Annotated in this window: 21 protein-coding genes and 1 pseudogene; 11 read left to right on the forward strand and 11 right to left on the reverse strand. The window is 73.2% G+C overall.

Annotated features, from left to right (window positions below; all coding sequences use genetic code 11):
- Positions 1-173: 173 nt before the first annotated feature.
- Together ACTWM8_RS30510 and ACTWM8_RS30515 are read right to left on the reverse strand one after the other, a co-directional pair.
- Positions 174-818 carry a prepilin peptidase gene (locus ACTWM8_RS30510; RefSeq protein WP_446211941.1) on the reverse strand — a complete coding sequence of 215 codons (645 nt, stop codon included), beginning with the start codon at positions 816-818 and terminating at the stop codon, positions 174-176.
- A gap of 11 nt (positions 819-829) precedes the next feature.
- Entirely contained in the window at positions 830-1,813 is a 984-nt protein-coding gene (locus tag ACTWM8_RS30515; RefSeq protein ID WP_446211942.1) for an EamA family transporter, read from the reverse strand.
- Between the two features lie 282 nt (positions 1,814-2,095).
- Here ACTWM8_RS30515 and ACTWM8_RS30520 point away from each other — a divergent pair.
- The 3 genes and pseudogenes from ACTWM8_RS30520 to ACTWM8_RS30530 all read left to right on the forward strand — a co-directional run.
- Positions 2,096-2,584, forward strand: a pseudogene (locus tag ACTWM8_RS30520) (LppU/SCO3897 family protein); the annotation flags it as partial.
- Positions 2,585-2,883: 299 nt separating this feature from the next.
- Positions 2,884-3,237: an LppU/SCO3897 family protein gene (locus ACTWM8_RS30525; RefSeq protein WP_446211943.1), complete on the forward strand. Its 354-nt coding sequence runs from the start codon at positions 2,884-2,886 to the stop codon at positions 3,235-3,237.
- A 131-nt stretch (positions 3,238-3,368) separates the two neighbouring features.
- Positions 3,369-4,610 carry an ATP-binding protein gene (locus ACTWM8_RS30530; protein WP_154941106.1) on the forward strand — a complete coding sequence of 414 codons (1,242 nt, stop codon included), beginning with the start codon at positions 3,369-3,371 and terminating at the stop codon, positions 4,608-4,610.
- Positions 4,611-4,672: 62 nt separating this feature from the next.
- Here ACTWM8_RS30530 and ACTWM8_RS30535 read toward each other — a convergent pair whose 3' ends face one another.
- Positions 4,673-5,218, reverse strand: coding sequence for a GNAT family N-acetyltransferase (locus ACTWM8_RS30535; protein WP_446211944.1), 546 nt, complete (start codon positions 5,216-5,218; stop codon positions 4,673-4,675).
- Positions 5,219-5,353: 135 nt separating this feature from the next.
- Here ACTWM8_RS30535 and ACTWM8_RS30540 point away from each other — a divergent pair, with 135 nt between their 5' ends.
- Both ACTWM8_RS30540 and ACTWM8_RS30545 read left to right on the forward strand, forming a co-directional pair.
- Positions 5,354-5,899 (forward strand): DoxX family protein, encoded by a 546-nt coding sequence (locus ACTWM8_RS30540; RefSeq protein ID WP_446211945.1) that lies wholly within the window; start codon positions 5,354-5,356, stop codon positions 5,897-5,899.
- 204 nt (positions 5,900-6,103) lie between these two features.
- Positions 6,104-7,546, forward strand: a complete 1,443-nt coding sequence (locus ACTWM8_RS30545) for a glycosyltransferase 87 family protein (protein ID WP_446211946.1) — start codon at positions 6,104-6,106, stop codon at positions 7,544-7,546.
- Positions 7,547-7,640: 94 nt separating this feature from the next.
- Here the strand turns inward: ACTWM8_RS30545 and ACTWM8_RS30550 are convergent, their stop codons facing one another.
- The 4 genes from ACTWM8_RS30550 to moaC all read right to left on the reverse strand — a co-directional run bounded on the left by ACTWM8_RS30550 (position 7,641) and on the right by moaC (position 10,375).
- The gene (locus ACTWM8_RS30550) at positions 7,641-8,072 is read right to left on the reverse strand and encodes a molybdenum cofactor biosynthesis protein MoaE (protein WP_446211947.1); all 432 of its coding nucleotides are present in this window, start codon (positions 8,070-8,072) and stop codon (positions 7,641-7,643) included.
- Positions 8,069-9,328 carry a molybdopterin molybdotransferase MoeA gene (locus ACTWM8_RS30555; protein ID WP_446211948.1) on the reverse strand — a complete coding sequence of 420 codons (1,260 nt, stop codon included), beginning with the start codon at positions 9,326-9,328 and terminating at the stop codon, positions 8,069-8,071. The genes ACTWM8_RS30550 and ACTWM8_RS30555 overlap by 4 nt, the downstream gene beginning before the upstream one ends.
- 88 nt (positions 9,329-9,416) lie before the next feature.
- Positions 9,417-9,887, reverse strand: coding sequence for a MogA/MoaB family molybdenum cofactor biosynthesis protein (locus tag ACTWM8_RS30560; protein ID WP_446211949.1), 471 nt, complete (start codon positions 9,885-9,887; stop codon positions 9,417-9,419).
- Positions 9,884-10,375, reverse strand: a complete 492-nt coding sequence (gene moaC / locus ACTWM8_RS30565) for a cyclic pyranopterin monophosphate synthase MoaC (RefSeq protein WP_088959707.1) — start codon at positions 10,373-10,375, stop codon at positions 9,884-9,886. Before moaC ends, ACTWM8_RS30560 begins: the two co-directional genes overlap by 4 nt.
- 684 nt (positions 10,376-11,059) lie before the next feature.
- Between moaC and ACTWM8_RS30570 the strand changes: the two genes are divergently transcribed.
- From ACTWM8_RS30570 to ACTWM8_RS30590, 5 genes are all read left to right on the forward strand, one after another.
- The gene (locus ACTWM8_RS30570; RefSeq protein WP_446211950.1) at positions 11,060-13,600 is read left to right on the forward strand and encodes a putative bifunctional diguanylate cyclase/phosphodiesterase; all 2,541 of its coding nucleotides are present in this window, start codon (positions 11,060-11,062) and stop codon (positions 13,598-13,600) included.
- Between the two features lie 26 nt (positions 13,601-13,626).
- On the forward strand, positions 13,627-14,952 hold the full coding sequence (locus ACTWM8_RS30575) for a glycosyltransferase 87 family protein (protein ID WP_446214721.1): 1,326 nt from the start codon (positions 13,627-13,629) through the stop codon (positions 14,950-14,952).
- 10 nt (positions 14,953-14,962) lie between these two features.
- Complete coding sequence (locus ACTWM8_RS30580) at positions 14,963-15,598, forward strand: phosphoribosyltransferase (RefSeq protein ID WP_446211951.1); 636 nt, start codon at positions 14,963-14,965, stop codon at positions 15,596-15,598.
- A gap of 29 nt (positions 15,599-15,627) precedes the next feature.
- Positions 15,628-16,041, forward strand: a complete 414-nt coding sequence (locus ACTWM8_RS30585) for a TFIIB-type zinc ribbon-containing protein (RefSeq protein ID WP_334569948.1) — start codon at positions 15,628-15,630, stop codon at positions 16,039-16,041.
- A gap of 76 nt (positions 16,042-16,117) precedes the next feature.
- Positions 16,118-16,801, forward strand: a complete 684-nt coding sequence (locus ACTWM8_RS30590) for a maleylpyruvate isomerase N-terminal domain-containing protein (protein ID WP_446211952.1) — start codon at positions 16,118-16,120, stop codon at positions 16,799-16,801.
- A gap of 108 nt (positions 16,802-16,909) precedes the next feature.
- Here the strand turns inward: ACTWM8_RS30590 and ACTWM8_RS30595 are convergent, their stop codons facing one another.
- Complete coding sequence (locus ACTWM8_RS30595; protein ID WP_446214722.1) at positions 16,910-19,576, reverse strand: replicative DNA helicase; 2,667 nt, start codon at positions 19,574-19,576, stop codon at positions 16,910-16,912.
- A 413-nt stretch (positions 19,577-19,989) separates the two neighbouring features.
- On the opposite strand from ACTWM8_RS30595, the gene ACTWM8_RS30600 reads away from it, so the two are divergent.
- Positions 19,990-21,534: a hypothetical protein gene (locus tag ACTWM8_RS30600; protein ID WP_446211953.1), complete on the forward strand. Its 1,545-nt coding sequence runs from the start codon at positions 19,990-19,992 to the stop codon at positions 21,532-21,534.
- A gap of 74 nt (positions 21,535-21,608) precedes the next feature.
- Here ACTWM8_RS30600 and rplI read toward each other — a convergent pair whose 3' ends face one another.
- Genes rplI through ACTWM8_RS30615 form a run of 3 tightly spaced genes read right to left on the reverse strand, consistent with a single transcriptional unit; the run spans position 21,609 to position 22,887 of the window.
- Positions 21,609-22,055, reverse strand: coding sequence for a 50S ribosomal protein L9 (rplI, locus tag ACTWM8_RS30605; protein ID WP_179802406.1), 447 nt, complete (start codon positions 22,053-22,055; stop codon positions 21,609-21,611).
- A gap of 14 nt (positions 22,056-22,069) precedes the next feature.
- Positions 22,070-22,309, reverse strand: a complete 240-nt coding sequence (gene rpsR / locus ACTWM8_RS30610; protein WP_007073789.1) for a 30S ribosomal protein S18 — start codon at positions 22,307-22,309, stop codon at positions 22,070-22,072.
- Positions 22,310-22,350: 41 nt separating this feature from the next.
- Positions 22,351-22,887, reverse strand: coding sequence for a single-stranded DNA-binding protein (locus ACTWM8_RS30615; protein WP_446211954.1), 537 nt, complete (start codon positions 22,885-22,887; stop codon positions 22,351-22,353).
- Between the last annotated feature and the right edge of the window lie 27 nt (positions 22,888-22,914).

Consider the following 22,914-nt stretch of genomic DNA (forward strand, 5'->3'; position numbering starts at 1 on the left):
ACCTGTCAGGTATCACGCTCAGAACGGCACGGGCCTCCGCAGCAGGCTCCGGCGAGCAGCCGGACCAGCCGGGTCAGGCGAGCAGCAGGGCCAGCCGGGTCAGGCGAGCAGCAGGGCCAGCCGGGTCAGGCGAGCAGCAGGGCCAGGTCAGGCGAGCAGCAGGGCCGGCCGGGTCAGGCGAGCAGCACGGCCAGCCAGGCCCCGGCGAGCAGCGCCGGGCCGAACGGCAGGGCGGTGTCCCGGCGTACCCGGCGGGCGGCCAGCAGGGCCAGCACCAGCACGCCGTTGAGCAGGTGAGGCAGGAGCAGCCCGTAGCCCAGGGTCGGCCAGCCGAGCCAGCCGAGCGGCAGGCCGAGGGCGGCGGCGAGCTTGACGTCGCCGAAGCCGAGCCGGGCGCCGGGCAGCAGCGCCAGCAGGACGTACCCGGAGAAGGAGAGCGCGGCCCCGGCGAGGGCGACCGCCAGACGGCCCGGCGTGCCGGCGGCGAGCGCGGCCACCCCGAGGCCGGCGACGCCGCCGAGGGCGGCCGCGCCGACCAGCGGATCGGGCAGCCGCAGGCAGGCCAGGTCGACCACCGCCAGCACCACCCCGAAGGCCGCCACCAACAGGTACGCCGGCAGGGCCGGGTCCAGCCCGAGCGCGGCGGCCAGCCCGGCGAACACCACCGCCCCGACGAGCGCCCAGCCGACCGTCCACCGGGCGGTGGCGGACCAGGCGTTGGCGGACCGGTCCGTGGTGAACCGGCGGGCGAACGTCGGCGCCGCCGCGCCCACGAGCCCGCCACACAGCGCGGCGGCGGTCAGCAGCCCGACGGACACGGGCCGGGACGTTACCGGTGCGCCGGTTCCGCGGCTGCCCCGTCGGCGGGCTCCGCCGCCGGCCGCCGGGGTCGCTCGGTGCTCACCACCAGCGCCACGCCGGCCACGATCACCGCGCCGCCCAGCAGGACCTGCGCGGTGATCGGCTCGGCGACCAGCAGCGCGCCGAGCCCGACCGCGACGGCCGGGTTGACGTAGGCGTACGTGGCGACCAGTGAGATGGGCGCGTGGTGCAGCAGCCAGACGTACGCGGTGAAGGCCACCAGCGAGCCGGCCACCATCAGGTACGCCAGCGCCGCCCAGGACCGGCCCGTCACCTCGCCCGGCGAGAAGTCGCGCAGCTCGCCCCGGGCCAGGGCGAGCACGGCGAGCGCCGCCGCGCCGGCGAACATCTCGTACACGGTGGCGACGAACGGGTCGCCGGGCATGGCCAGCCGACCGGACAGGAACGAGCCGACCGACCAGGAGGTGGCCCCGGCGACCACGGTGAGCGCGCCGGCCAGCGGCACCGCGCCCGTGCCGCCGGTGGGCAGCACCAGCAGCACCAGGCCGAGGAAGCCGAGCGTCACCCCGGCGAAGGTCCAGCCGCGCGGCCGGTCGCCGGTGGCGGTGCGCAGCAGCACCACCAGCAGTGGGACGGTGGCCACCAGCAGCGCGGCGATGCCCGACGGCACCGCCACCCCGGGCGGACCCGCCTCCGCGAGCACCACCAGGCCGTTGCCGCCGGCCAGCAGCAGCACCCCGACCAGGGCGGCTGAGGCGAGCTGACGCCGGTCGACCCGCAACGCCCCCGGACCGCGTCGCACCCGCAGGGCGACGGCGAGCACCAGCCCGGCGGCGGCGAACCGGAGGGCGGCCGAGGCGAGCGGCGGCATGGACTCCACGGCGATCCGGATGCCGAGATAGGTGGAGCCCCACAGGACGTAGACCAGCAGCAGCGCCGTCCAGATCAGGCCGGGCCGGGTGGGTGTCGCACTCGAGGGAGATGAGCTCATCGGTGGACCACGCTACGGTGATCACGGCGTCGGTGTCCCGCCCGGGTGTCCGGCCTCTCAGCACCGAGTACGCAGGAGGCGTGCATGGCGAACTACGGGCCACCGGGTGGCGGCGCCGCGGAGCCGTGGGGCGGGCGACGCCCGGACGACGCGTACGGCGCCGCACCGGATCCGCACGGCCCGCCCGCGTGGGGCGAGTCGCAGGCCCACCAGCCGTACTCGCAGCCCGGATGGGCGGCCACCGAGGTCCACCCGCCCACCGAGCCGTACCGATCGGCCGGCCCCAGCGCGTACCTCGGCGACCCGACGCCACCGCAGTCGAAGCGGGGCCGGGGTCCGCTGATCGCGGTGCTGGCCGTGCTGGCGGTGCTCGTCCTCGGCGGCGCCGCCACGCTCTGGTACCTGGCCGGCCGGGACGACGAACCGGCGTCGAACGCCGCGCCCACCGGCTCCGCGGCGCCGAGCGCGGCGCTGCCCGGGCCGGGCGAGCCGGCGCCCACCACCCCCGCGCCGGCCTCGTCCGCCGATCCGCGCTTCGTGAAGGCGGGGCAGTGCGTCCGCAACGAGGGCCCGGCGGGCGGCAAGCCCAAGCTGCTGATCAGCGAATGCGCCCCGAAGACGTACGAGGTGCTGCGGCGTTTCGACGGGGAGACCAGCGGTGAGAAGGACGCCGAGGCCAAGTGTGCCAAGGTCACGGGCTACACCAACTGGTACTTCTTCGACAGCGAACTGGACACCCTCGACTTCGTCCTCTGCCTGAAGCAGCGCTGATCCCACCCCTGGGGAAGACATGGCATCCTTCGGACCACCCGGTCAGCCGGACGACCCGTACCAGCGACCCGCCTCCGGCCCCGTCGGACCGCCACCACCCGCCCCGGGCGGGGGGGTACCCCCCGCCCGGGCCATTCCCGCCGGCCGGGCCCGTCCCGCAGTTCCACGCGCCACCACCCCCGGGGTACGCGCTGCCGCCCGCGCCCCCGCCCCGGCGGAACGGCGGCCGGATCGCCCTGATCATCGGGCTGGTCGCGGTCCTGCTGCTCTGTCCCTGCCTCGGGCTGACCGGCTTCGCGGTGTGGCGGGCGACCAGCGCCGACGACGCGTCGCCGACGGTGGTCACCTCGGCCGAGCCGTCGGCGGCGGCGACGGAGGAGCCGGGCACCGACCCGAGCACCGCCGAGCCCGACCCGACGGAGGGGATCGACGTGGCGGTGGGCGACTGCGTGGTCAACGACGGCACGGACGAGGAGGCCGAGCTGCGCGAGGTGCCCTGCGGCCCGGACACGTTCGAGGTGCTGCTGCGGATCCCGGAGACCACGGACGGGCAGCGGTGCCGGACCCTCTCGCCGAGGTCGACGGTCAACTACGTGCACGACAACCCGGTCGACCTCTTCGACTACGTGCTCTGCCTGCGGAAACGCTCCTAGTAGGTCAATCTTGCCCTGTCTAGCGTCCATGCTAGACAGGGCAAGATTGTTGTCGAGGCCCGCAGACACGCCGGTAGCTCCGTCTATGCATCTCTAGTCCCCCGGCTAGACGGCCCGATACTCTGCGATGCGTGGATCCGGTCCGCAACCCGTACGCCCCCGGCGCCGGCCAGCGCCCGCCCGAGCTCGCCGGCCGGGGTAGGGAGCTGGACGTCTTCGACGTGGTCCTGGAACGCATCGCCCGGGGTCGCCCCGAGCGCAGTCTGATGCTCACCGGGCTGCGCGGCGTCGGCAAGACGGTGCTGCTCAACACCCTCCGCTCGCAGGCGATCAACCATCTCTGGGGCACCGGCAAGATCGAGGCCAGGCCGGACCAGTCACTGCGCCGGCCGGTGGCCGCCGCGCTGCACATGGCCGTCCGCGAGCTGGCTCCCCGGCACCGCGCCCCGGACCGGATCGATGCCTTCCTCGGCGTGCTCAAGGCGTTCGCCCAGCGCTCCGCGCCCGCCGGGCGTGGTGCCGCCGCCCCCAAGCTGCGCGACCGCTGGCAGCCCGGCATCGACGTGCCGGCGAGCAGCGGCCGGGCCGACTCCGGCGACATCGAGATCGACCTGGTCGAGCTGCTCAGCGACGCGGCCGGGGTGGCCGCCGACGTGGGCACCGGGATCGCCGTCTTCATCGACGAGATGCAGGACCTCGGCCCGGAGGACGTCTCGGCGCTCTGCGCCGCCTGCCACGAGCTGTCCCAGCTCGGCGCGCCGCTGATCGTGGTGGGCGCCGGCCTGCCGCACCTGCCGGCCGTGCTCAGCGCGGCCAAGTCCTACTCCGAACGACTGTTCCGCTACCAGCGCATCGACCGCCTCGACCGGATCGCCGCCGACCAGGCGCTCTGCGCGCCGGCCGAGCGGGAGGAGGTCGAGTACGAGCAGAAGGCCCTCGACCTGCTCTACGAGAAGTCCGGTGGCTATCCCTACTTCGTCCAGGCGTACGGGAAGGCGACCTGGGACCACGCGCCCCGCTCGCCGATCACCGCGGCGGACGTCCGGGTGGCCGCTCCCGAGGCGGAGGCCGAACTGGCGGTCGGCTTCTTCGGCTCCCGGTTCGAGCGGGCCACCCCCGCCGAGCGCGAGTACATGCGCGCGATGGCGACGCTGTCCCTGGTGGAAGGGGAGGCCGACGGCGGCGGCCGGGACGACATGGACGCGGCCGTGCCGACCGCGGAGATCGCCCGGGCGCTCGGGCGCAAGCCGGCGAGCCTCTCCCCGGCCCGGGACGCGCTGATCAAGAAGGGCCTGATCTACTCCGGCGAGCGGGGCACGGTCGCCTTCACCGTCCCGCACTTCGGCCGGTACCTGCGCACCCAACCGGCCTGACCGCGCCGGCTTCTCCGGCGGCACCCGGCGCACCAGTCACGTCGACGGCGCTCCGGTGGCGGTCAGACGCGGGACCAGGGGGCCGGGAACAGCACCTCACCGCGCGGCGGCGGTCCCTCGCCGCTGGTGCTCGGCGGCAGCGGCAGCGCCTGCCACGGCTCCCCCAGACCGGACCACGGGCTGGTCAGTCCCATCCGGTCCGCCCGGACGAACCCGAAGCGCCGGTAGTACGCGGGGTCGCCGAGCACCACCACCAGGCGCTCACCCAGCTCGGTCGCGGCGTCCAGCCCGGCCTGCACCGCCGCCGTGCCGTGCCCGACCCGCTGCCGGTGCGGGGACACCGCGACCGGCCCGAGCGCCAGCGCCGGAGCGCGGACGTCGTCGGACTGTACGAAGACCCGACTGAGCAGGGCGTAGCCGACCACCTCGCCGCCGTACTCGGCCACCATCGCCAGCTCCGGGATCCACGCGCCGCTGTCGCGCAGCTCGTCGACGAGCGCCACCTCGCCGGGGACCGCCACGTCCGGGCGGGCGAAGGCGGCGGCCAGCACCATGCGGACCGGGCCGGTGTCCGCCGGGTCCTCGGGGCGCAGCCGCAGGGTCGTCACCCGGGCGACGTTACCGGTCGACGCGCGTCCATCAGCGACGGTCGCTCGAATCGGCGTGGCGTCACCTCCATGTCGGAAGGTCCGGGATCGGCCGTTGCCGGGGTAGCGGACGCCCGGACGGGGTATGACTGATCCATGAAACCCGTGCGCTCCCTCGCCCGCGTCATGTTGAGCGGCATCTTCGTGGTCAGCGGGGTCCGCAACTTCCAGCACCCCGAGCGCCTCGTGCCGGCCGCCCAGCCGATCACCGACCGGGTCGCTCCGTTGATCTCCAACGTCGCACCGCAGCTTCCCACCGACACCACCACACTGGTCCGCGCCAATTCGGCGGTGCAGTTCGCCGCCGGCCTGATGCTGGCCACCGGGAGGTTCAGCCGGCCGGCCGCGCTCGTGCTCGCCGGCACGCTGGTGCCGGTCACCCTGGCCGGGCACCCCTTCTGGAAGAACGACGACCCGGCGGCGCGCAACAACAACCAGGTCCACTTCCTGAAGAACCTCGGGCTCTTCGGCGGCCTGCTGCTCGCCGCCGCCGATACCGAGGGGAAGCCGGGTCTGCGCTGGCGGGCCGGTCATCGCATCGGCCACTCTCGACGTTCCGTGACCCGTGCGGTGCGTACCGCCCGCCGGGACGCACGCATCGCCGCCCTCTCGGCGTCCGCGGCCCGGCGACTTCCGGGCTGACCTGCGTCAATACGGCCATCACCCCCCGCAAGGCCGCGAATTACCTGAACCACCCGACTGCCGTTAACGCGGTGGAAATGTCAAAAACATGTGTGGGATCGGACACGGTCGCATAACGCGGGAGGCATCAACGTGAGGCGCCGTTCTAGGCTCCGTACCGGACCTGGACGGGTAGGACGACCTTGGTACGGGGGTGGCCACGCCATGCCGGCGATCGTCGGTAGACGGCTGGACCGCCTCGCCCCAGTCCGTCGCGCAACGCGTGGGATCGATCGTAGGACAGTCGTACGGACCGGCATCGTGGCCGCCGTCGCCTATGCCGCATGGCTCGCCATCGGTGCTTTCGGGCGGCCGTACAACTTCTTCGACATGAAGATCTACCACGGCGCGGTGGTGTGGTGGGCGAGCGGTCACGAGCTGTACGAGTTCATCGCGCCGACCACGACCCTCGGTTTCACCTACCCGCCCTTCGCCGCCCTGGTGATGCTGCCGATGGCGCGACTGCCGATCGAGGCGTCTGGCTGGATCAACGCGGCGGGCAGCATCGCTGCCCTCGCTCTCGTGCTGGCCGCGCTGCTGCGCCCGATCGTGGACCGCCTCGCCTGGCCGCTCTGGTTCACCGTGGGCATCGCGACGTCGATGTCCGTCGCCATCGAACCGGTCCGGGAGACCCTCGGGTACGGCCAGGTCAACGTGCTGCTCTTCGGGCTGATCATGGCCGACCTGATCGGGCTGCGCTGGCGATCCCGGCGGGGCACCCACGGCCGCCCGACCGACGGCCCGTTCGTGCGCTTCCTCTACAGCGGGGCGTGGGCCGGCATGGGCATCGGCCTGGCCACCGCCGTCAAGCTGACCCCGGCGCTCTTCATCGTCTACCTGCTGGTCACCCGGCAGTGGCGGACGGCGGCCACCGCCGTCGGCACCACCATCGGCGTGACGCTGGGGACGTTCGCGCTGGTCGGGACGGAGTCGCGGGCCTACTTCGGCGGCGTGCTGTGGCAGACCGAGCGGGTCGGCGCGGCCGACATGACCCCCAACCAGTCGCTGGCCGGCCTGCTCGCCCGGCTGTACGACTCGATCGAGACGCCCGGTCTGCTCTGGCTGTCGTTCTCGGTGCTGATCCTGGCGGTGGGGCTCTCCCGCGCCGCCACCGCGCGGGCCGACGGCGACGAGTTGACCGCGTTCACCCTGGTCGGGCTGACCGCCAACGTGATCAGCCCGATCTCCTGGACGCACCACCTGGTCTGGGTCATCCCGGCGATCGTCGTGCTCGCCGACGCCGCCGTACGCCGTCGCGAGGCGAGCCGGGGCCTGGCGGCGCGCGCCGGCCAGGCGTCGTCGTACGGGGGCCCGCCCGGGGTGAACGGGCTACGCCCGCCGATCTGGTACCCGACACTGACCGGCCTGCGGCACGCCGTCGCGGCGGCGGGGCTCTACCTGCTCTTCCTCGTCTCGCCCATCTGGCCGTACGAGCACCAGCTCCCCGAGGTGTCGCACTACCAGGACGGGCTCTTCGGCGCGCTGATGGAGAACTCCCTCGCGCTGGCGCTGATCGTGCTGGTCGCCGCGCTGCCCTGGCGCCCCGGCGCCGAACCGGCCTTCTACACCGACCGCCTGGCCCGCACCACCGCCACCGCCCGCCGCTGACCGCCCACCGGCCCGCAATTGCAGGGAAAGAGTGGCTGTCCGACGCGGGACAGCCACTCTTTCTCGGTTAGTGCGTGGATCATGACGGGAGCGGTCAGGGGCAGTTGACCCATTCCTCAGTGCCGTCGGTGAAGACCTGGCGCTTCCAGATCGGCAGGCGCGCCTTGACCTCGTCGACCAGGCGGGCGCAGGCTTCGAAGGCCGCAGCGCGGTGCGCGGTGCTGACCGCGGCGACCAGTGCCACGTCTCCGATCTCCAGCCGGCCGATCCGGTGCGACACCGCGACCGCGTACACCCCAGGTTCAGCGGCGATCTCGGCGGCGACCTCGCGCAGCACGTCGGCGGCGCTCGGGTGGCCCTCGTACTCCAGCAGGGTGACCCGACGGCCGTGGTCGTGGTCGCGGACCACGCCCTGGAAAGAGACCACCGCGCCGGCCCGTCGGTCGGCGACCGCGGCCTCGTGCGCGGCGAGGTCGAGCGGCTGGTCGGTGACCGCGAGGACGGCCACCGTCGGGTCGGCGGTCACCACGAGCGCTCCCCGGGCAGCAGCGGCAGCGGTACGACCGGCACCCGCGCCCCGGCCTCGCCGGTGGTGCCCGGACGGATCACCGCGAACCCGTCGGCGCCGGCCAGCCCGCGCAGCATCGCCGAGCCGACGTGGCGCACCGGGTGGGCGGTGCCGGCGGCCCGGTCCAGCCGGACCAGGGCCAGGTGCGTGTGGTCGCCCCGACCGGGCACCGGCTCGGCGAGCGTGGCGTGCGGCAGCACCGGCATCGGTCGGCCGGTCAACCCGGCCAGCAGCGGCGCGACCAGCGAGACCAGGGCGACGATCGCGGACTGCGGGTTGCCCGGCAGCCCGGCGACGAAGCGGACCCGGCCGTCGGCGCCGACAAGCCGGGCCAGCAGCATCGGGAAACCCGGCCGGACCGCCACGGTGTTGACCACGTAGTCCGCGCCGAGCGCCTCCAGGGTGGGATGCAGGTGGTCGACCGGACCGTGCATCGTCCCGCCGGTGGTGCAGACCAGGTCGGCGTTGGTCAGCGCGGACCGCAACGCCGCCACGTGGGCGGAGAGGGTGTCCGCCACCGGGCCGACCACGTCGGAGGAGCGCACCTGGCAGCCGTACCGGCGCAGCCAGGCCGGCACGGCCGGGCCGAGCGCGTCGCGTACCCGGCCGGCGCCGGGCGGGCCGGCGGTCAGCAGCTCGTCGCCGAAGACCAGCAGCGCGGCCCGGGGCTGCCGGCGCACCGGCAGCTGGTCGTGGCCGCAGGAGGCGGCCAGCCCGATCAGCGCCGGGTCGACCGGGGTGCCGGCGGGGAGCAGTTCCTCACCCGCGTACGCCTCCTCGCCCGGCTCCCGCCACTCCGGGTGGGGCCGGGGCGTGCCGGTCACCCGTCCGTCGGCGGTACGGCTCGACTCCTCGATCCGGAGCACGGCGGTTGTGCCCTCGGGGACCATCGCGCCGGTGGCGATCTCGACGGTGGTGCCGTCCGCGGTCAGCGGGGGTGGGGTGTTGCCGGCCAGCACCCGCCCGACCACGTCCCAGGGGCCCTCGCCGCGCACCGCCCAGCCGTCGACGCTGGAGGTCGGGAAGGCGGGCAGGTCGGTCCGCGTGGTCAGCGGCTCGGCGAGGGTGTGCCCGTCGGTGTCGGCCAGCGGCCGGCGGACCGCGGGGAGCGCGGCGGCGAGGCCGACCGCGTACACCCGGGAGCGGGCCTCCTCCCAACCGGCCGGCGGCGGTGCCGCCACCTGCGCCGCGGCGGCGGCGGTTTCCGTGCTCACCGGGGGCCTCCGTTCACCGACTGCGGTGCGCGCCTCACGTCCGCGCGCTCACCGGGCGAGCCTATCGCCGTGGACGCCGGACCGGGCGTCAGTGGTCGCCGCCGCGCAGCTGCTCGACGGCGTGGACGAGGATCGGGCCGAGCACGGCGAGGCCGTCCCGCGCGCCGCCGGTCGACCCGGGCAGGTTGACCACGAGCATCCGGCCCGCCACCCCGGCCAGCCCTCTCGACAGCGCGGAGGTGGGGACCCGGTCGCGGCTGTACGCCCGGATCGCCTCGGCGATGCCGGGGATCTCGTAGTCGAGCAGCGCCCGGGTCACGTCGGGCGTCCGGTCGGTGGGGGTGATCCCGGTGCCGCCGCTGGTCAACACCACGTCGATCCCGTCGGCCAGTGCGCTGCGCAACGCCTCGCCCACCGGCTCGCCGTCGGGCACCACCACCGGCTCGTCGACGGCGCAGCCCAGCTCACGCAGACCCGCGACGAGCAGGGGACCGCTGGTGTCGGCGTAGACGCCGGCGGCGGCGCGGTTGGAGGCCACCACCACCCGGACCCGGATCACGGCCGATCCTCCGGGCGGACCCACTCGCCGGTCTTACCGCCCTCCTTGCGGAGCACCCGCACCGCGTCGACGGAGGCGGCCGGGTCGACCGCCTTGACCATGTCGACCAGGGCCAGCCCGGCCACCGCCACGGCGGTCAGCGCCTCCATCTCCACGCCCGTCCGGTCGGCGGTCCGCGCCGTGGCGGTGATCTCGACGGTGTCCCCGGTGAGCCGCAGGTCGACCGTCACGCCGTGCAGCGCGATCGGATGGCAGAGCGGGATCAGGTCGGGGGTGCGCTTGGCGCCCATGATGCCGGCGAGCCGACCGACCGCCAGCGCGTCGCCCTTGGGCAGGCCGTCGCGGCGGAGCAGGTCGACCACCTCGGCGGTGGTGCGCAGCCGGCCGGCGGCCACGGCGAGCCGGCCGGTGACCGGCTTGGCGGAGACGTCGACCATTCGGGCCGCGCCCGCCGGGTCGACGTGGGTGAGCTGCGCGGGATCGGTCACGACCGAAGCCTATCCGCCGGGTACGACCGGGACGTGGGCCCGCCTGCGCGCAAACGCGCGACGGGACGGGACGGGACCGAACCCGTCCCCCGATTCACGTCCCGCTGTTCATCAGCGGTTTCCCTGATCGTGACTAAACGGTTCAGGTTCGCAAGCGCCCGACGCAAAGGGAGTTCGACGCATCTGCGGCAGCGGGCGGGCGGGTGCGACCGATGAAAAGGCGCAACTTACAGAACGCGAATCACGACGAATGCTCAGTCAGCACATACGCGAGAGTTTCGATACGACTACACTCCGTCGGCCATCGGCCGCTTCCCGCTTCAGTGTGAGGCGTGCGCCACCTCTGGGTACCCGGAAGTAGGGCCCTGCGCCCGATGACCAAACCGATGCGCGTCCACCATTATCTAGCGTTAACAAGAAGCGATAGCCACGCAGCGGTCAGTCTCCGCGGGGAAACGGAACGTCACGACGTCCCGCCCAATTCTCATCTATTGCTCATAGTTACATTTATCCCTCCAAAATTGGCCTAACCGCACTTAGGCTGTGCTGGTCCGAGACACCGACCCGGGGGTCGGGGTGACGACCAGTGAAGGGATCAAGGCGATGTCCGCACACGAGTGGCTGTAGACGATTGTGGCGACGGGATGACCGCACGTAGCCTTGGCCTCTGCTCAGCGAAACCGAGTGGCAGTCGAGGACGCGGTGGCACGACCGGGCGAAGGCAAGACGGAGGCCGAGCGGCAGCTGACGCTGCACGTCGGCCTCGTCTGCGTGGTGGCCGCGGTCGCGGTGGCCTTCTCCGTGCGCCAACTGGTCCACCTCGACCTCTCGGGTGACGACCTCACGCTGTCGCTCACCCTGGTCTTCATGGCCGCCCTCGGTGTGCGGATCAACTGGCGGATCCGCATCCGCGCGACGGTGCACGCGATCTCCTGGAGCGAGACGGCCATCGTCCTCGGCCTGGCGGTCGCACCGGCGCCGCTGGTGGTGCTGACCACCGGAGTCGGCGTGGCGACCGCGCTGCTGTCGATGAAGCCGTCGCCGTTGAAGACGGCGTTCGGTGGCGCCAAGAGCACCCTGCTGGCCGCCGGCGCCGGCGTGACCCTGCACGCGTTGGGCTGGTCGGAGACGGCCGACCTGCGCCACGCCATCGGCATGGTCGGCGTCGCCTACGCCGTCGCGGTGGTCCTCGACGAGGTGCTCACCCTGCCGGTCATCGCACTGGCCACCGGCACCCAGGTCCGCCGGCTCTTCCGGGACGACCTCGGGCTGCGCCTGACGAGCGCACTGGCCCGCTTCGTCCTGATCGCCGCCACCCTGGTCATCCTCCGGGGCGACAACCGACTGCTGCTGGCGGTGCCGCCGCTGGTCCTCAGCCTCCACCTGCTCTACTCCAACCGGGTCAAGGCCCGGACCGAGCAGCAGGCCTGGCAGCGCCTCGCCCGGACCACCGACGCGCTCAACGTCGTCGACCTGGACAAGGTCCTCACCACCGCGGTCACCCAGGCCGGCGAGCTCTTCTCCGCCGACGAGGTGGAAATCGAGCTGCGCGACGGCGGGCGTACGGTCCGCGGCGCCGGCGGCACCATCGGGTACGACGGACCGGCCGGCGAGCCCAGCACGGTCGAGGGTTCCGTACTGCCGACCCGGCTGGAGGGGCACGACGGCAGCGCCGACGTGGGGGTGCTGCGGCTGCGCTTCCGGGGACCGGTCCAGCTCTCCGAGCGGGAGCAGTACACGCTGCGCACCTTCGCCTCGGCGCTCTGCACCGCGGTCCGCAACGCCCAGGCGTACGCCGAGCTGGCCCGGGTGGCCGCCGAACACGCGCACGCCGCCACCCACGACGCGCTCACCGGCCTGGCCAACCGGCGGCAACTGCTGGAGCGCGGCACCGAGCAGCTCAGCACCCGGCACGCCGAGGGGGTGACCGCGCTGGTGCTGATCGACCTCAACCACTTCAAGGAGGTCAACGACACCCTCGGCCACGCCGCCGGCGACCAGGTGCTGATGCAGGTCGCCGATCGGTTGCGGGCCGCCGCGCAGGCCGAGGACCTGGTGGCCCGCCTCGGCGGCGACGAGTTCGCCGTACTGCTGCGCGGGCTGCCCGCCCCGGCGGTCGCCGCGCACCGGGCGGAGGCGCTGATCGGCACCCTGCACCAGCCGTTGGACGTGGACGGCATGCGGATCAGCGTCGAGGCCAGCGGGGGCATCGCCGTGGCCCCGGCCAGTGGCGGCATGCCGGAGCTGCTGCGCCGCGCCGACGTGGCGATGTACCAGGCCAAGCGGGCCGGTCAGCGGGTCTCCACGTACGCGCCGACCCGGGACACCGCCGACCTCGGCCGGCTCACCCTCGGCGGCGAGCTGCCCCGGGCGGTGGCCGACCACGAGTTCACCGTCAACTTCCAGCCCATCGTGGACCTGGCCAGCGGCGAGGTCACCGGCGCGGAGGCGCTGGCCCGCTGGCACCACCCGACCCACGGCATGATCGACCCGCTGCGCTTCCTGGAGGCGGTGGAACGCTCCGGCCTGCTCCCCGCGTTCGCCGAGGCGATCCTCGACCAGGCGCTGCTCGCCGCCGTGAGCTGGCGGGCGGCCGGCTTCGACCTGCCGGTCTCGGTCAACGTCTCCCCCCGCAGCCTGCTCGACGCCCGCTTCCCCGGCGCGGTGCTGGCCCGGCTGCGCGCCCACGACCTCCCGCCCGACCGGCTGGTCCTGGAGCTGACCGAAACGCTGACACTGAGCCAGCTCGACGTGGTCGACCGGGTCCTCAGCCGGCTGCGCGACTCCGGCGTCCGGCTGGCGCTGGACGACTTCGGCACCGGCTACTCGTCGCTCTCCCTGCTCTCCCGCATCCCGGTGCACGAGCTGAAGATCGACCGCAGCTTCGTCACCGCGATGGAGGGCTCGGCGGAGGCCGCGGCGGTCATCCGCTCGACCCTCGACCTCGGCCGCAGCCTCGACCTCACCGTGGTCGCCGAGGGAGTGGAGAGCGAGCCGCAGCGCCGGGCGCTCTGGGAGCTGGGCTGCGCCGCCGGCCAGGGCCACCTCTTCGCCCGTCCGCTGCCGTCCGGCAGCCTCCTCGCCGCCCTGCAACGCGGCTCGGGCGGCCGGCCCGGCACCCTGGTCCCGCCGCTGCACGACACCGGCGCGGTCATCCGCCTCGCCCCCGGCCGCCGCCAGCCCGGCCGGAGCCGCCCGACTGGTCTGCCACACTTGCCGGCGTGACCGCCGCCTCCCGCACCTGGCGCGCCCTGGGCTCCACCGCCGGCGGCCTCGCCCTCGACACCGCCGCCTCCCGCACCTGGCGCGCCCTGGACTCCACCGCCGGCGGCCTCGCCCTCGACCTCGGCCTCTACGCGGTCTCCGCCGCCTTCGCCGCGATCACCGCCGCCACCTCCACCCTGGCACCGCACCGGGCCTGGGGGAGCGTCGCCGCCGTCGGCTACCTGATCGCCGCGCTGCTGGTCGTCGGCCAGCTCCTGCTCCGAAACCGCCGCCCCGAGCTGGCCGGGGTGCCGGCGCGCTCGGCGGTCACCGCGCTGGCCTGGGCGACCACCGCCCTGCTGCCGCTGGTGATCCAGAGCGTCCAGCGGGCGTCGGGGCGTACCGACCGGGCGCAGGAGGAGGTGGTGGTCGTCGAGCACGCCGGCATCCGGCTCGCCGAGCACGGCACCCCCTACCTGGGGCCCGACGCGATCGCCGCGCTCCCCGCCGACGAACGGCTGCTCGGCTACACGCCGTACCAGCCGGGAATGGCGCTGTTCGGGCTGCCCCGGGCCGGCGTGGAGGCTTGGTGGACCGACTCCCGGGTGTGGTTCGCGCTGGTCACCGCGCTGGCGCTGGCCGTCGCGGTGGTCGCGCTGCGCGCCGCCGGCCGGCCCTCGGCCGGCCGCCCCCACCCGGCGGCGGTGCTGCGCGGCGTACAGGCCGCGACCGTGCTGCCGATCTGCGCGCTCACCCTCGCCACCGGCGGCGACGACCTGCCCGTACTCGCGCTCTGCCTGCTGGCGCTGGCGTGCGCCGCCGCCGGCCGGCCCGGCGCGGCCGGCGTGGCGGTCGGGCTCGCCGGCGCGTTGAAGCTCTTCGCCTGGCCGGTCGCCCTGGTCCTGATCTTCTGGGGCGCCACCCGGCGGGCCGGGCTCCGGGTCGCCGTCGGCGCGCTCGGCCTGCCGGTGCTCGCCCTGGTGCCGGCGGTACTGGTCGACCGGGACGCGCTGGTGGAGAACGTGCTGCGGTTCCCGCTCGGCCACGGGCTGGTGACCAGCCCCGCCCAGTCCCCCTTCCCGGGGCACCTGATCGCGACCGGGCTCCCCGGCGGCCGGGTGATCGCCGCGGCGCTGCTCGTCGCCGCCGGCCTGGCGATCGCCGTCCGGCTGCTGCGCCGCCCGCCCGGCACCGCCACCGCCACCGCGCTGATCTGCGGATACGGCCTGCTGGCGGCGATCCTGCTGATGCCCACCACCCGCTTCGGCTACCTGCTCTACCCGCTGGCCCTGCTCGTCTGGGCGCCCGCGCTGGCCGGACAGCCGGCCACCGTTTCGCCGGAGTCGCCGACACCGGCCCTCCCCAGGGCGTAGACCTGAGGACATGAGCAGCACCTACCGCGATCGTGAGGATGCCGGCCGACAGCTCGCCGAACGGCTGACCGGCCTGGTCGGAGAACCCGACGTCATCGTGCTGGGGCTGGTCCGGGGCGGCGTGCCGGTGGCCCGCGTGATCGCCGACCGGCTCGGCGCGCCCCTGGACGTCCTGGTGGTCCGCAAGCTCGGCATGCCCTGGGCGCCCGAGGTCGCCTTCGGCGCACTCGGCCCCGGCGGGGTCCGGGTGCTCAACGACGTGGTCGCCGCCCGGCTCGGCCCCGACGACGTCGCCGACGTGCAACGCCGGGAACAGGCCGAACTCGAACGCCGGGAGGCCCGCTACCGGGCCGGTCGGCCACCGCTGGACCTCAACGGCCGAACCGCCGTGATCGTCGACGACGGACTGGCCACCGGCGCGACGGCCCGGGCCGCCGTCCAGGTCGCCCGCCACCTCGGCGCCCGCCGGGTCGTCGTCGCGGTGCCGGTCGGCTCCCAGGAGGCGTACGAGATGCTGGCCGCCGAGGCCGACCAGGTGATCTGCGCCCAGCGCCCGCCGGAGTTCGGTGCGGTCGGCGCGTACTACGAGGACTTCCACGAGGTCTCCGACGACGAGGTCAACGAGACGTTGATCGCCACCGCCTGAACCTCGCGTCGACCGGGTACGGTCGAGCGATGCAGCTCACCTGTCCCAAGTGTCACGGAGACATGCGCCAGTACGAGCGCAGCGGAGTCGTCATCGACCAGTGCACCGAGTGTCGGGGGATCTTCCTCGACCGCGGTGAACTCGAGAAGCTGTTCGAGGCCGAGGCGAACTGGAACCAGCAGCACGCCGCCCCGGCACCCGGGCAGCCCACGGGCCACGGCCCCGCCCAGCCCGGCCACGTCGCCGGCGGGTACGCCCCTCCTCCGCCGCCGCCCCCGCACCAGCCGGGCTACCCGGCGGTGCCGCCCCCGCCGCCGCACGCGCCGGCGTACCCGCCGCAGCCGGCGTACGGCCACAGCGGGCACCAGCAGCAGCACCACGGCTACCACGGGCACTACAAGCGCAAGAAGCACAAGAGCTTCCTCGACGAGATGTTCGGCTGACCGGCACCGGGGCCGGGGCACCCGCCCCGGCCCTTCCGCCCTGCCGATCCGGGCGACCCGTGGCAGGCTCCCCCTCATGAGGTCGATCGCGCAGCACGAGGCGCTCGCTCAGGCGTACGAGGGGATCACCGCCGTGGTCGCCGGGCGGGACGACGCCGACCTGCAACGACCCACCCGCTGCCGGGGCTGGCTCGTCGCCGACCTGCTCTTCCACGTGCTCTGCGACGCCCAGCGCGCCCTGGTCGCCCTGGCCAGCCCCGCCGACGGGCCGCCCGACGTGGACGACGTCAGCTACTGGCGTTCCTTCCCGCCCGGCGGGGACGGCGACGACGCCGCCCGGCACGCCTGGTGGGCCCGCCGCTCCGCCGCCGCCTTCGACCGCCCCAGCGGAGTGGTCCGGCTCTGGTCCGACACCGCCCCCGCCGCCGTGCGCGCCGCCACCGCCGCCGACCCGGCCGGCTGCGTCAGCACCCAGGGGCACGTGCTGCGCGTACCCGACTTCCTGGCCACGCTGACCACCGAGGCCGTCATCCACCACCTGGACCTGGTGCTCGACCTGCCCGACGCGCCGTCGCCCGGGCCGCTCGCCTGCCGCGTCGCGGTCACCACGGTGGACGGGCTGCTCAGCGACGACGCGGTCCGCCCGAGCGGCTGGGACGACGCCGGGTACCTGCTCAAGGCCGCCGGCCGCGAGCCGCTCACCGACCGGGACCGCGCAGCGCTGGGCGAGGCCGCCGGCTGGTTCCCGCTGCTCGGCTGAACCGGCCGCCGTCAGCCCGGCATCGGCGCGGGCGTCGTCACCGTGCCGCTGGCTCGCTCGCGGGCAGGAACTCGACGGGCTGGCAGGCAGGCGTTCGGCGAGCGACGGTCAGACGATCGCCATGTCGACGAAGCGGGAGAGGTGCAGCTGGGCGGCGACAGTGATGCTGTCGGTGGGCCCATTTCTGTGCTTGGCGACGATGAAGTCCGCCTCGCCGGCGCGGGGCGACTCCTTGTCGTAGTAGTCGTCGCGGTGCAGCAGGATGACGACGTCGGCATCCTGCTCGATCGAGTTGTGGGTGGCGATGCCGTTGGCGATGAAGTTGTGGGTCCCGAGCACGGTCGCGTCGAAGACGTCCTGCTGGCCCAGGGACTCGATCGCGACGATCTCGTCCCAGAAGATGTCGTTGGTGGCGTGCAGATCGAGATCGGCGGCGTCGAGAACGGCAGCGATCTTGGCGAGCCTCGACCGGCTCGGTGCGTGCTTCCACAGCGTGTTTCCGCAGAACTGGGTGCCGAGGGCCTTCGCGAAATCGCGGTGACTCATGCCCTGCTCGACCAGAATCTCGCGAACTCTGGTCCACACCTCGGTCGGCACGGTGTCGACGTTCGTGTTGCTCTCCATCGACTGCAGCGAGGCGAGCAGCTCCACACAGTTGTGGGCCCGCTCACCGTGCACTCCGATCTCACGGAGGAACCGCAGCTGGTCGTCTCGCCCCGAGATGTCGAGGGTGTACTGAGGCCGGTGGTGCGCCACGGGCACCGCCTTGAGCCGAGCCGTGATTCCGTACCGGAGCAGCAGACGAGAGATGTCCTCGAGCATCCGACGACTGGTCGAGGAGTAGTAGACCCGACCGCCCCGGCCCGACTTGTTCAGACAGACCGATCCGTCAGTCGCCCACAGGTGCCTCAGGAAGAGGGTCACCTGTTCCTTCGGCAGGCTGAAGACCGACTGGGGGAGGAACTTCTCATGCGACCTCAGGCCGAACAGACCGAGGCCGTCCAACCACTCGGCAATCGGATTACGCCGACCGCGAGCCAGCCGGTAGGGGGCGGGCAGCCGGAGCGTGGTGACCCGGGCGGCCTCGTAGTCGTCACGAACGGCGGTGATACCGAAGTGCTTCGCGGCCTCGGCAACAGCCTGCAGGTTCTCCTCATCCCGACTGGCATAACGGATCGGCTGACGTCGCACGAATGAGCCGTCGCCGAGCAGATGCGCCAGCAGCACCACCTCGGCCTCTGCCCAGGGCCGGATAGCCAGGGGCGGAGGCACGTGTCTGGGCGTGGCGAGACGGGCTCCAGACGTCAGCTCACCCAGCGGCACCCAACCCGCGAAGGTCAGGAAGGGATGGTTGGCTGTCGCGTCGATCCGCTTCCCGGAGGCCAGGGTCAGGCGGAAAACTTCCCGGTTGCCACTGGGAAAGACATGGGTCATCGTGCGCGGGGCGTATCGGAGGTTCTCGTCGAGCGCCCAGACCGGAATTTCCCTCGTCCCCGCCTCCAGCAGCTCACCTAGAGTGATTTCGGAGTTGTCGTCGGCACGGATGAGCCTGGTGTCGGCGGTAAGGCAGCCCGACTCACGCAGGTCGGACAGCTGGGGGCGCTTGTCGGTGCGCTGCTCGGGGCCACGGTTCAGCTGGCTCACCGCGATCACCGGGCACTCGACCTCCTTGGCCAGCAGCTTCAGGCCACGGGAGAGATCCGCGACCTCCTGCTGGCGGCTCTCGGTCCGCTTCGGCGAGGTCATCAGCTGGAGGTAGTCGACCACGATCATCTTGAGGTCGTGCTTCTGCTTGAGCCGGCGCGCCTTCGCCCGGATCTCCATGAGGTTCATGCTCGGCGTGTCGTCGACGAAGAGCGGCGCCTCGCTGATCTCGCCCATGCAGCGGGCCAGCTTGGTCCAGTCGTCGTCGGAGAGCTGGCCGCTGCGCAGCACGTGCAGCGGAACCCGCGCCTCGGCCGAGAGCAGTCGCATGACGATCTCGACCTTGCTCATTTCCAGCGAGAAGATCGCCGCCGCCTGGTTGGCGCGGATAGCAGCATTTCGGGCAAAGTCCATGCTAGCGGTAGATTTGCCAAGACCAGGCCGGCCGGCCACGATGATGAGCTGCCCCGGGTGCAGGCCGTTGAGCAGCCGGTCCAGGTCGGTGAAGCCGGTCGGCACGCCGGTCATCACCCCGCCCTGCGCCCCGACCGCCTCGATCTCGTCGAGCGTCGGCTGGAGCATGTCGGCCAGCACCGCGAAGTCCTCGCTGACCCGGCGCTCGGTGATCTCGTAGACCGCCTGCTGCGCGAGGTCGACCACGTCGTCGACGTCTCGGCTACCGCCAGCAGCGGTGCCGTAGCCAAGCTGCACGATCCGCGTGCCGGCCTCGACCAGCCGACGAAGCACCGCGCGCTCGCCGACGATCCGGGCGTAGTACGCGGCGTTCGCTGCTGTCGGCACTGCGGCCATGCAGGTGTGCAGATAGGGGGCGCCGCCGATCCGGGCGAGATCGCCGGAGTCGGCCAGGGCGGCCGCGACGGTGATCCCGTCGGCCGGCTCACCCCGGCCGTAAATGTCCAGGATGGCGTCGAAGATGGTGGCGTGCACCGGCCGGTAGAAGTCGCTCGACTTCAGGATCTCCACGACGTCGGCAATGGCGTCCTTGGAGAGCAGCATGCCGCCGATGACGCACTGCTCGGCGGCGACGTCCTGCGGCGGGGTCTTGTCGAACTGCCCGTCGCGCTGCGCGGGGGCGGGCGGCTGCCCGCCGGCCCGGGGCTCCGCCCGCATGTCGTCGGTGACCGACACGGATCCCCCTCCACTGCGTCGGGTCGATACCAGCTCTACCGGCCGGGTGCGACAACTTCCGATCGACCCGGCCGGTCGATCGGGGGCGATCGCGCGACCGGTCGGTGCCCCACGATACGGAACCCGAGGTCAGACCCCAACCAGGCCGGTGGACGAGCCTCGGGACAACCTGTGGATGGAGTGGACGAGCATGTGCGCAGCGTGTGCACAGGTTGTGGAAAACCGGTGGGGAATTCTGGGCCGATCGGCTCTGACCTGCAGAAACATCATCCCCACCCTGTGGACGGGTATTTTCCGGTAAGGCTTTGGGTTCGGATTTCCCGTACTATCTGCTGGGAACGGCTACACCTGGACAGCGGATTGCACTTTCGGTTGAGAAGGGTCACGCTCCGGCCGTGAGTTACCGGGACTGGGAGCGCGGGGAGGGCAGCCCGCGCGAGCGTCAGCCGGTCGCCCCGTGGGACGACTTCGGCGAGGCTGTCCCGGCCGATCCCTACCGGTACGCGGCCGAGGGCTACCGCACCCCCAGCCGACGGCGGGCCGTCGAGCGCGGCCAGCAGGAGCCGGTCGACGCCTACCTGCCGCGCTGGGCCGTGGAGTCGGGTATCGCGCACGCCGACGGCCGGGGCCGGCACGCCGCGCCGGACGACGACGAGTACGACGACCGCCCGATCTCCGGGGGCGGGCGGCGCAGCGAGCGCAGCTGGGGTGAGCCCCGGGCGATCGGCGCCGCGGCCGAGTCCGACCACACCCGGGAGTGGACCTTCGACCGTCCGCAGGATCAGGGGTACGTCGGCAGCCGGCGCGCCGACTCGATGGCGGACGAGCCGGTCTCCGGCACCGCGCCGACGCCCCGTCCGCGCCGGTCGGCGTCGCGCCGTCCCCAGGTGATCTGGTCGGGTGTAGAGGAGTCCGACGAGGAGTCGGGCGCGGCCGCGCGGGAGGTGGAGCGGCCGACCCGGCGCAGCCGGCGCGCCTCGGCCGACGCCTGGTCCCGCCCGGCGGTCGACCCGTGGAGCCGTGCCGAGCCGGTGGCGGAGCCGGAACCGGAGTACCGGCCGGCGGTGGACCCGTGGGACGCCTCCGGGGTGCACGCCTGGCAGCGCTCGGGCCCCGAGGACCGCTGGGACGCCGCCGGTGGCGCCGCCCGATGGGATCAGGGCGACAGCACCGGCCAGTGGGACCGGTTCACCGACGCCGGCCAGTGGGACCGCGGCGACCTGGCCCGGCGGGACCGGTACGAGGAGCCGAGCCGGTGGGAGGACCGCACCGACGTCAGCCGCTGGGACCGTACCGAGCCGTCCCGGTCGGCGGAGCCGGTGACCGGTGAGGGTTGGTCGTGGCCGGAGCAGCCGGACGGGTTCTGGTCGGGCACGCGGCTGGCCGGGGACGATCCGCGGTGGATGGACCCGCCGTCGTCGGCGCCCCGGTCGCCGGCGATCGCCTACACCGCGCCGCGACCGCGCCCGTCTCCCCGTCGTCGGGTGGAGCCGGCCACGCCGGTCGCCGCGCCGTCGTGGCGTGACCGGATCGATTCGGTCGGCGGCGGGGTGTGGAACCGCCGCCTGGAGGACGACCTGCTGGACCCGGATCCGGGTGGTCCGCTGCGTCCGCTGCTCTACACCGCCGCCTGCTATCTGGTGCCGGCGGCGCTGGTCTTCGGGTGGCTGCTGACCCTGGACGGCCAGGCGCCGGCGGGGTGCGTGACGGACATCAGCGGCGGCGGCTGCGACTCGCCGCGGGCGCACGCCTTCGCGTCGCTGGTGGCCGGGGCGCCGCGCTTCGGGCTGGCGCTGGTGAGCAGCCTCGTCGTCGCGGGGCTGCTGCGCCGGGTGGGCACGACCTGGCGGTCGGCGACGGTGGCGCTGGCCGCGGCGGTGGTCGGCGGGGGCCTTTCCACCGTCATGATCAGCGCGGTGACCGGTCAGCCGATCGGCTGAGTCCGCCGCTACGAGGGCATGCGAAAGGGCCCGCACCGGAGTCCGGTGCGGGCCCTTTCGTCGTGCGGTGGGTGTCAGCCCTGAACGACGTTGAGGTCGAACTTGGCGGTCACCTCGGGGTGCAGCTTGATCCGCACCGGGTAGGAGCCGGTCGACTTGATGTGACCGGGCAGCTCCAGCCGACGACGGTCGAGGGTCGGGCCGCCGGCCGCCTTGACGGCGTCGACGATCTCGGCCGGGGTGACCGAGCCGAAGAGCCGACCGCCGTCACCGGCGCGGGCCTTCAGGTTGACCTTCAGACCCTCGAGCTGGTCCTTGACCTCGTTGGCGTGGCCGAGGTCGCGGATCTCGCGGGCCGAGCGGGCCCGCTTGATGACCGTGACCTGCTTCTCCGCACCCTTGGTCCAGCTGATCGCGAAGCCCTGCGGCAGCAGGTAGTTACGGCCGTAGCCGTTCTTGACCTCGACGATGTCGCCGGGGGCACCGAGACCGGAAACTTCCTGGGTCAGGATGATCTTCATGTCGGTGCCTCCTCTCAGCGGGCCGTGGCGGTGTACGGCAGGAGCGCCATCTCACGGGCGTTCTTGACCGCACGGGCGATCTGCCGCTGCTGCTGCGAGGTCACGCCGGTCACCCGCCGAGCGCGGATCTTGCCGCGGTCGGAGATGAACTTGCGCAGCAGCGCGGTGTCCTTGTAGTCGATGTAGGTGATCCCGTCCTTGTCGAGCGGGTTCACCTTCTTCTTCGGCTTGCGAAGTGCCGCAGCCTTGGCCATTGCTCGTGCTCCTGGTTTGCGATCGCGGGCGCTCGGCGCCATTAGAACGGGGGCTCCTCGTCGAAGTTTCCGCCGCCCGAACCGGAGCGCGACGGAGACGGCGCGGCCGAAGCCCAGGGGTCGTCGAAGTTGCCTCCGCCGCCACCCTGGCCACCACCGCCACCAGAACCGAAGCCACCGCCGCCGCCAGCCGAGCGCGACATCTTCTGCACCTTCGCCGTGGCGTAGCGCAGCGACGGGCCGATCTCGTCGACCTCGAGCTCGATGACGGTGCGCTTCTCACCCTCGCGGGTCTCGTACGACCGCTGACGCAGCCGACCCGAGACGATCACGCGGGCGCCCCGCTGGAGCGACTCGGCGACGTGCTCCGCCGCCTGCCGCCACACGGTGCAGGCCAGGAAGAGCGGCTCGCCGTCCTTCCATTCGCCGGAGGCCTTGTCCATGAACCGGGGCGTCGAAGCGACCCGGAACTTGGCGACCGCCGCACCGGACGGGGTGAACCGCAACTCGGGGTCATCGGTCAGGTTGCCGATGACCGTGATGGTGGTGTCTCCTGCCATGACCATCTCCTCGCGCACTCATCAGGTCTGTCGTACAGGCTCTCA

The organism is Micromonospora sp. IBSANI012, assembly GCF_052814045.1.

Coding starts and splice junctions, on each gene's coding strand:
- ACTWM8_RS30585 (WP_334569948.1), top strand. CDS start 15,628: ATGCAGCTCACCTGTCCCAAGTGTCACGGAGACATGCGCCAGTACGAG.
- ACTWM8_RS30545 (WP_446211946.1), top strand. CDS start 6,104: ATGCCGGCGATCGTCGGTAGACGGCTGGACCGCCTCGCCCCAGTCCGT.
- rpsR (WP_007073789.1), bottom strand. CDS start 22,309: ATGGCCAAGGCTGCGGCACTTCGCAAGCCGAAGAAGAAGGTGAACCCG.
- ACTWM8_RS30540 (WP_446211945.1), top strand. CDS start 5,354: ATGAAACCCGTGCGCTCCCTCGCCCGCGTCATGTTGAGCGGCATCTTC.
- rplI (WP_179802406.1), bottom strand. CDS start 22,055: ATGAAGATCATCCTGACCCAGGAAGTTTCCGGTCTCGGTGCCCCCGGC.
- ACTWM8_RS30580 (WP_446211951.1), top strand. CDS start 14,963: ATGAGCAGCACCTACCGCGATCGTGAGGATGCCGGCCGACAGCTCGCC.
- ACTWM8_RS30515 (WP_446211942.1), bottom strand. CDS start 1,813: ATGAGCTCATCTCCCTCGAGTGCGACACCCACCCGGCCCGGCCTGATC.
- ACTWM8_RS30595 (WP_446214722.1), bottom strand. CDS start 19,576: ATGCGGGCGGAGCCCCGGGCCGGCGGGCAGCCGCCCGCCCCCGCGCAG.
- ACTWM8_RS30590 (WP_446211952.1), top strand. CDS start 16,118: ATGAGGTCGATCGCGCAGCACGAGGCGCTCGCTCAGGCGTACGAGGGG.